The 7919-nt window shown below is 62.7% G+C and carries 7 protein-coding genes; 1 reads left to right on the top strand and 6 read right to left on the bottom strand.

What is annotated here, in order from left to right; all coding sequences use genetic code 11:
- Positions 1–341: 341 nt before the first annotated feature.
- The 5 genes from FS320_RS33895 to FS320_RS33875 all read right to left on the bottom strand — a co-directional run bounded on the left by FS320_RS33895 (position 342) and on the right by FS320_RS33875 (position 5460).
- On the bottom strand, positions 342–1094 hold the full coding sequence (locus FS320_RS33895) for a transporter substrate-binding domain-containing protein (RefSeq protein WP_152716797.1): 753 nt from the start codon (positions 1092–1094) through the stop codon (positions 342–344).
- Positions 1095–2600: a tripartite tricarboxylate transporter permease gene (locus FS320_RS33890; protein WP_152716796.1), complete on the bottom strand. Its 1506-nt coding sequence runs from the start codon at positions 2598–2600 to the stop codon at positions 1095–1097. It lies immediately after the preceding gene.
- A gap of 7 nt (positions 2601–2607) precedes the next feature.
- Positions 2608–3069 carry a tripartite tricarboxylate transporter TctB family protein gene (locus tag FS320_RS33885; protein WP_152716795.1) on the bottom strand — a complete coding sequence of 154 codons (462 nt, stop codon included), beginning with the start codon at positions 3067–3069 and terminating at the stop codon, positions 2608–2610.
- Positions 3070–3221: 152 nt separating this feature from the next.
- Positions 3222–4268: an Ldh family oxidoreductase gene (locus FS320_RS33880; RefSeq protein ID WP_152716794.1), complete on the bottom strand. Its 1047-nt coding sequence runs from the start codon at positions 4266–4268 to the stop codon at positions 3222–3224.
- 151 nt (positions 4269–4419) lie between these two features.
- Complete coding sequence (locus FS320_RS33875; RefSeq protein WP_152716793.1) at positions 4420–5460, bottom strand: Bug family tripartite tricarboxylate transporter substrate binding protein; 1041 nt, start codon at positions 5458–5460, stop codon at positions 4420–4422.
- Positions 5461–5790: 330 nt separating this feature from the next.
- On the opposite strand from FS320_RS33875, the gene FS320_RS33870 reads away from it, so the two are divergent.
- The gene (locus FS320_RS33870) at positions 5791–6654 is read left to right on the top strand and encodes a LysR family transcriptional regulator (protein WP_152716792.1); all 864 of its coding nucleotides are present in this window, start codon (positions 5791–5793) and stop codon (positions 6652–6654) included.
- Between the two features lie 43 nt (positions 6655–6697).
- Here FS320_RS33870 and FS320_RS33865 read toward each other — a convergent pair whose 3' ends face one another.
- Positions 6698–7765 (bottom strand): MBL fold metallo-hydrolase, encoded by a 1068-nt coding sequence (locus FS320_RS33865; RefSeq protein WP_210252229.1) that lies wholly within the window; start codon positions 7763–7765, stop codon positions 6698–6700.
- Positions 7766–7919 lie beyond the last annotated feature (154 nt).

Below are 7919 nucleotides of genomic sequence, written 5' to 3'. Positions count from 1 at the left end.
CGGTAGATCCAGCCCGAGAGACCGCCGCCGAAGCTGAAGAGCCCCACGCGGAAGAACACGAGAAACAGCGACACGAGGGAAACTGGGGCTTGGGTCGGGTTCATGAGATATCCGGGACGAAGCCTTTGTTGCGGCCGGGCGTAGGGAGGAACCGAGCTACACCCGTCGCGCGTCACCCGACCTCCGAGAACGGTCTGTCCCGCACCTCTTTCTGAAGCACATCCGCAACGGCGAGGTTCCATCGTGCAACTCGCTTCCCGCGCCGCAGGAGCAGCAAGACGGGCGCAGCTCCCCGCATCTCAACTGACCGAAAGCCATTGAGCCGTGCTTGTCTTCCGGTGCTATGAGTGTGAGCCGAGGGGTGCGACCGCTGCGTTGGTCATGTCGTGAGTGTCGAAGATGCGTCGCAATGTGCCATCACGTTTCATCTCCTCCAAGAGGTGGCTGACTGCGTCCAGCGCGCGGACATTTCCTTTCGGAACAGCAACGGCCACCCCGGCCGCATGGAAGTGCCCATCCAGCATTCTGGCACCAGGGAACTGGGACAGGATACTTTGCAGCGACTCTCTTCCGAGGGCGAGCGCATCAACCTCGCCGCTGCGGAACATGGCCAAGGCCCTGTCCAGCTCAGCGACGCCGGCGGCTGTCGTTCTCGTCAAGGTCTTGCGGCTGCTGCGAATGGTGGCGGTATCCTCGACGCCAACGACCCGGACGCCTTCCTGATCCACGTCCTCGATGGTTGCGATCAGGCTTCCATCCGGGACCATGTAGGTGCTTTCGCCCAGGAAGTAATTCGGGCCGAAGTCAACGACCTTCTTCCTTTCGGCATCGACCGGAGCAAAGCCGATATCCCATTGGCCAGCATCCGCCGCCTCGATGATCTTTCCGGAACTCGCGAACTCGATCAGCGCCAGGGGAGCCCCGATCCGGGCCGCCACTTCCTCCGCGATGCCCACGGTAACGCCGCGCGGCTTACCTGATTGCGCATCCCGGGTTGCCCAAACGGCCGAACTAGCGCTGCCGACTGCAATGGCGGCCCGGAGTTGTCCGGTCGGAGCCAGCGCCTCACGCGCACCCTGCTTCTCCACTTGCATCTATCCCTCCTCCTGAAAAGCGACTTCACGGGTGTTGCGGACCACTGGTGCAAGTACCAGAGCGAGCAAGGCGGCCGCTACAAGCAGCATTGCGGCGCTGATTGGCTGTGTGAGGAGAACGGTCGGATCTCCTCGTGAAAGCAGCAGCGTGCGACGGAGATACTCTTCCATCATCGGTCCGAGGATGAAGCCCAGCAGCATGGGCGCCGGTTCGCAGTCGAGCTTGCGGAAGATGTATCCGAGGAAGCCGAAGGCCGCCATCAGGTACACGTCGAGCGTCGAGTTGTTGAGGCTGAACACGCCGATGGCACAGAAGACGAGAATGGCCGGATACAGGAAGTGGTAGGGGATGGCGATCATCCGTACCCAGAGACCGATCAGCGGTAGGTTGAGGACCAGCAGGAGAAGGTTGCCGATCCACATGGAGACGATCAGGCCCCAGAACAGCGCCGGCTGCTCCGCCATCACTGCCGGACCCGGTTGAATGCCCTGGATGATCAGCGCACCGATCATGAGGGCCATGACGGGATTGGACGGAATGCCGAGGGTCAGCATCGGAATGAAGGAGGTTTGGGCGCCGGCATTGTTGGCGGACTCTGGGCCGGCCACCCCCTCGATGGCTCCCTTGCCGAATTGTTCGGGATGTTTGGACACCCGCTTCTCGAGGGCATACGAGGCGAACGATGCCAGCATCGCGCCGCCTCCGGGAAGGATCCCGAGCACGGACCCGAGCACCGTACCGCGCAGGATGGGCGCGGTGATCCGCTTCCAGTCCTCGCGCGTGGGCATGAGGCCGGTGACGCGCTTGACCAGCACCGAACGCGTGCCTTCATCCTCGAGATTGCCGACGATCTCGCCCAAGCCGAACATGCCCATGGCGACGACCACGAATTGAATGCCGTCGGCCAGGTGAGGGACATCGAAGGTGTATCGGGTTGTCCCGGAATTGACGTCCGTCCCTATCAACCCGAGCAGCAGCCCCAGCACGATCATGCCGAGGGCATGAAGCAGTGATCCGTGCGCGAGCACGATTGAGGCCACGAGGCCAAGGACCATGAGCGAGAAGTATTCGGGCGGGCCGAATTCCAATGCTAGGTCGGCCAACGGCGGAGCGAACAGGGCAAGAAGTACGGTTGCGACCGTGCCGGCGAAGAACGAGCCGATAGCCGCCGTTGCAAGCGCCCGGCCGGCCTTGCCCTGACGGGCCATCTGGTAGCCGTCGAGCGCTGTCACGACCGAGGCCGACTCGCCCGGCAGGTTGACCAGGATCGCGGTCGTCGACCCCCCATACTGGGCGCCGTAGTAGATGCCCGACAGCATGATCAGCGCGGCGACCGGTGGCAGTCCGAAGGTGATCGGGAGCAGGATCGCGATCGTGGCGACCGGCCCGAGTCCGGGCAGGACACCGATGGCGGTCCCGAGAAAGACGCCGACGAAGCAATAGAAGAGGTTGCTGAGGCTGAAGGCCGTCTCCAGGCCAAGGCCGAGGTTGGCGAGAATGTCCATGGTTTCCTCACATCTCGAACCAAGTGCCGACGAGAGGCAGCGGCACTCCCAACAGCTTCACAAACACGATGACGCAGAAGGCGATCAGTCCGGCCAATGCGAGAGATGCCCGCCATCCGAACCGGAAATGCTGACTGGCAAGCGCACTCACGAGAATGAGGGCTAGAAGCGCGATCGCGAGGCCAGCGCGGTTGAGCAGCAGCCCGAATGCGATGGTGCTCCCGACGACGAGCAGGAGGGGCTTCCAGGCAATTGCTCCCACGGGCCCGCCGTCCCGCAGAAAGGAGCGGCCGATCGCCAGGAGACCGAAAGCCGTCAGGAGGCTCCCCAGGACCGTCGGGAAGTAGCCTGGTCCCATGCGGGTACCGGTGCCGAACGAATAGCCACTCCCAATGACGACCGCGGCAAGCCCGAACAGCGTGTAGACCGCGCCGGCCCAGAAGTCCTTCGGATTCCGAATTCGTAACATTTGGCGTTTCCATCCTCGATTGCGCCATACGGCAAGGCCTATAGGCCCTCAGCGGGTCTTCCGGGCCTTGCCGTTGGTCTCATGCCTGGCGGAGAGCAGTCGCGGAGCGGGCTGCGGCGACCTTGTGCCGATCAGATCCTGCCCGCTCCCCGTCACGCGGCACGGGCGGCGTAGGCTTGCAGCCGCGACAGGATCTCCGGATCGACCGTGATCCCGTCCCGCCGCTGTCGCGCGAGCTTTTGCATCTCGATCTCCCCGGGGACGAGCACTGGAGAGGCGGGATCGGCGGCGGGCGTGGAGTGCAGGATCTCGGTGAAATCATTCATGCGCCCTGCGAGCCACTCCGTCGAGCCCAGCGTGCGGGTATCGATCACGAAAAAGAAGTGGCCAAGGTCCTGCGGCTCGTCCGGGGCATCGACCCAGGACTTGACGTGGGTCAGGTAAGCGGCACCGGAGAGAACGCCGGCGAACAGGTCGACGATCAAGGCCAGGCCGTAGCCCTTGTGCCCTCCGATGGGCAGGAGGAAGCCATCCAGGGCAGCCTTGGGATCCGTCGTCGGTTTCCCGTCCTTGTCCGTCGCCCAGGTCGATGGGATCGACTCGCCTCTCTTGGCAGCATTGCGGATCTTCGCACGCGCCGCGACACTGATGGCCATATCGAGGATGATCGGATCACCGCCCGGGTTTGGCACGCCGAAGCCGACCGGGCTGTTGCCGAGACGGGCATCCTTCCCACCCCAGGGCGCGATCGTGGTGGTCGCGTTGCTGCCAATGATGCTTGCGAAGCCGGCTTCGGCGGCGATGAAGTTGTAGGGTGCAACCGGACCGAAGTGGTTGCTCCCGCGTGCGAAGGCGATGCCGACGCCATGCGTGCGGGCGGCTTCCATGGCGGCCTCAAGCGCACGATATCCCACGAGCGGTCCCACGCCGTTGTCGCCGTCGACCCGGGTGATCGTCGGCGCCACCTTTTCGAGTTGGATGCTCGGCTGCGGCTTGATCCCACCGATCTCGAGCCGCTCGCCGTACGACTCAATCCGGCTGACGCCATGAGTCGTGACGCCGAACAGGTCCGCGAGCACCAGGATCCTGCTTGCATCCGCAGCATCCCTCTGGCTGAGGCCCAGACCACGCAAGGCGTCCGTGGCGAGTTGCGCAAGGGCTGCCTCGGTCAATGAGGGTGCGTTCAGTGCATTATCCATCGGTTCAACTCTTCAAGGATTCGGGGAAAGGCAGGCGCACTCGGCCGGCCCGGGTTCTTGCCCGCCTGCTCGGCTGGAGCATCGAATGCACCGGCCGAGCAGGCGGGAACCAAGGGGATGACGGCAAGTTTGATGGTGGCCTGCGAGAGAGCTATTCAGCCTTCAGGTCGGCCTTGCGGACGATCTCGCCCCAGCGAGCACGCTCGCTGCCGATGAAGGTGGCGAATTCGGAAGGGCTCGACCCGACCGGAATGCTGGCGTCCTCTAGGAGCCGCTCGCGGACGCTCGTCGACGCGAGTGCCTTCACGGCCTCTTCATTCAACCTCTTGATCGCCGCCTCGGGGGTCTTGGCCGGCACCAGCAGGCCGAACCACTGGGAACTTTCGAACCCGGGGTAGCCCAGCTCAGCGACGGTGGGGAGATCCGGCAGCAGCGGGATCCGCTCGGACGTACCGACTGCCAAGGCGCGAAGCTTGCCGGATTTCAGGTGCGGCAGAAAGGGCGGCAATCCTGCCGACGCGGCTTCCGTGCGTCCGGCGAGGAGATCCGTCATCTGCGCTCCGGTTCCCTTATAGGGGATATGGGTCACGTCGATCTGCGTGGCGAGCTTGAGCTGCTCGAAGGCGAGGTGTCCCGCACTCCCGTTGCCGGCGGAGCCATAGTTCAACTCGCCTGGCTTGGATTTCGCCAGAGCAACAAATTCCTTGAGGTCCTTGGCAGGAACATCGGAATTGACAACAAAGATCACAGGTACCTTGGCAAGCAGGGTCACCGGCGCGAAATCCCTGTCGCTGTCGTAGGGGATCTTCGGCAGCATCGTCGGGTTGACGGCAAGCGTGCCGACGTGCCCCAGCACCATCGTATGCCCATCGGGAGCCGCCCCTGCGACATCCTGCATCGCGATCACGCCAGAGGCACCGGCCTTGTTCTCGACGACGACCTGCTGGCCCAAGCCCTTCGACATTTCCGCGGCCATGACCCGAGCGATAATGTCGGAACTTCCGCCGGGCCCATAGGGCACGACCAGCCGGATCGGCTTCGTCGGCTTCCACTCCTGGGCGTAAGCGGAGCCCGCGAAGGCCAGCACACCCACGGACAGGAGGCACTGGGCAAGCTTGCGCAGGCCGCCAACGGTCCTCTTGCGGGACACTTGCCGCAGCGCGTGGGCTGAATCGGGTACTGTCTTAACCATGGTTTGTTTCCTCTCGACGTTTGGCTGGGCTTCTGCTGGCCCGCTCAAGCGCGCTTGATGCTTCAGAATACCGGCCAACACGGTTTGATCCGCGTCAGCTTCGACGGTCAGGCCGCTGCGATCGCCAATTGTGGGGGTGCCAAGGCCCCTCGAACGCTCCTGGCCGCCACATTCGTGGTGCGAGGAAGCTTGACAAAGACACGGGTTGCGTCTGGTGTCCCGCAACGGCTCGGCTAGTCCTGTCAGGACCGGACGGGATGCACTATGACCAGTCGGCGCCAAGTGCGGAAGAACAGTAAAACTAAGTTCAGACAGTAGGTTTCCTTTACGATGGATACGCGTTTCCTGGAAAGCTACCTCGTCGTGGTGGAGAGCAGTTCTCTTGCCGAGGCTGCCCGTCAATTGAACCTGACCCCGGCCGCTCTCGGCCTGCGCATTCGCGCGTTGGAGAACGAGATCGGCTTCCCGCTCGTCATGCGGTCCGGACGGACGGTCAAGCCCACTGCTGCCGGACTGACCCTCGCCGCCCGCGCAAAGGGCTTCCTGCATGAACTGCGGGACCTCAAGATGATCGGCCACGAGGAAACCCTGAGCGGAGAACTGCGGTTGGGAGAGGCAGTCAGTGCGGTGTCGGGGATCCTCTGCCGCATCCTGCTCGCGTTCGCCCAGAAGTATCCGGATGTGGACATATCCGTTGCGAAGGGCAGTTCCGCCGACCTTTACCGGAGGCTCACCAACTCTGATCTCGATGTGGCGTTGGTCTTCGAGCCGCAGTTCGAACTTCCCAAGACATTCGGATGGGAGAGCATCAGGCGCGAGCATTACATCGTGCTCGCACCGATGGCATTGGCGGGGTCCGACCCGCATGAGCTCTTGAGAACCAAGCCCTTCATTCGGTACGACCGCACCCTCTGGTCCGGACAACTGGCAGACAACTATCTCAGCCGGATGCGGATCCAGCCACGGGAGCGGCTCGAACTCGACTCCCTCGAGGCTATCGCTGTCCTCGTCGATCAGGGACTCGGCGTTTCGCTGGTGCCCGAGTGGTCCAAGCCTTGGCCGGAGGGCATCAAGGTCGCCAAACTGCCTCTCCCGGGCGAAGCGCCCGTTCGCGACCTTGGCGTGCTCTGGCCTAGAAGCTCACCTCGGAGCCACATGATCCATGCACTACTGAAAGAGGCCGTCACAACCTGAGCCGGCGTCTTTCAGGGATCAGGAACCAATCCCGAGGACTTCGTCAGTCCCCAGGACATTCCATTTCATCCTGCCGCGGGTTAACGCCCTGTGGTTTGGGGCCCGGCCCCGACGATGGAAGCCCAACCACGGCCTTTGCATCTGCATTCTCCACTGGCCTCAGGCCATCCTTATCGTAAACCCACGCATCCAGATAATTGTCCGGAACGACTTGAGGGATGTTGAAGCTGCGCAGCAGTTCCTCCAGCTTGGGACCAGACTTGTACGTGTAGTGAAGGCCGCCGAGAAAATCGTAGCCACCCCGAAAACCGAAGTGATGCGGCATGACGTATTTCGGCTGGAATTGCGGGATCACGATGCGCGCTTGACTCACTACCCGCGTCTCGGGTCCACCCTGCCATATGTCGAAGCCTGTTAGCCCTGCGTCACGCACGGCTTTCATGAGGTTCACGGCTGGAGCGCCACGGTTCACGCCGTCGTCGACGTACTCCTTGAGAAGCTCCGATCCGGCGCCGCTATCGCTCATGTACCATGCGAGCTGCTTCTCCGGCGTTTGAACCGTGAACAGGAAACCATAGGTCTTGAAGTCCTGATTGGCTGTCAGCTTGCAACCACTGCTGATGCTATGGTTCCAGCGTACGACGCGCACCGTCACATGCGGGGAGAGCTTGATCACCTCGCCACCATGAATCGGGACGCATTGCTCTACCGGCACGCCACCGGCGGCCGCTTCCATGCACGCCTCGGCCGGAGCGTATACCTTGGCGCCGGTCTTCTTGGCCCAGTATGGCGTATCGAGGGAGTGGTCGAAGTGATGGTGGCCAACCAGCATCACGTTTATGGTGCCGCGTTTCGTCAGGGACTCATGCACCTTGTCGACAAGCTGCTCGTTCGTTGTCTGCTTGCCAAGAACCGGACGGAGCGAGACGGCACCGTCGATCAGCACACCAACGTCACCAATCTGGTAATGGTAGTTTGAGATACCAAACCAAGTCATCCTGACGTCTTTGGGCGCGGCCGGCTCGGAAGGCGCTGGTGCCGTTTGTGCTCCGGCGAGGCTAAGCATGGTCCAAGTGGCAAGCGTGGCTGCTACGGTTCTTAATGGGATCATGAGCGTTCTCCACAAAATTCGAATCAATCCTCGACCGCCTTGAAGCGTCCCAGGCCTTTCAGGAAGAAGGGCAGGATCAGGGCGATCACCGCGATGCCAAGCAGCGTTGCCGAGATCGGGCTCTGCAACAGCACCATCGGGTCGCCCAGACTGA

Origin of the sequence: Microvirga tunisiensis (assembly GCF_009296175.1) — a bacterium.
Classification (GTDB): domain Bacteria; phylum Pseudomonadota; class Alphaproteobacteria; order Rhizobiales; family Beijerinckiaceae; genus Microvirga; species Microvirga tunisiensis.
The sequence above is the reverse complement of the archived record's forward strand: the minus strand, read 5'-3'. Positions and strand labels throughout refer to the sequence as shown.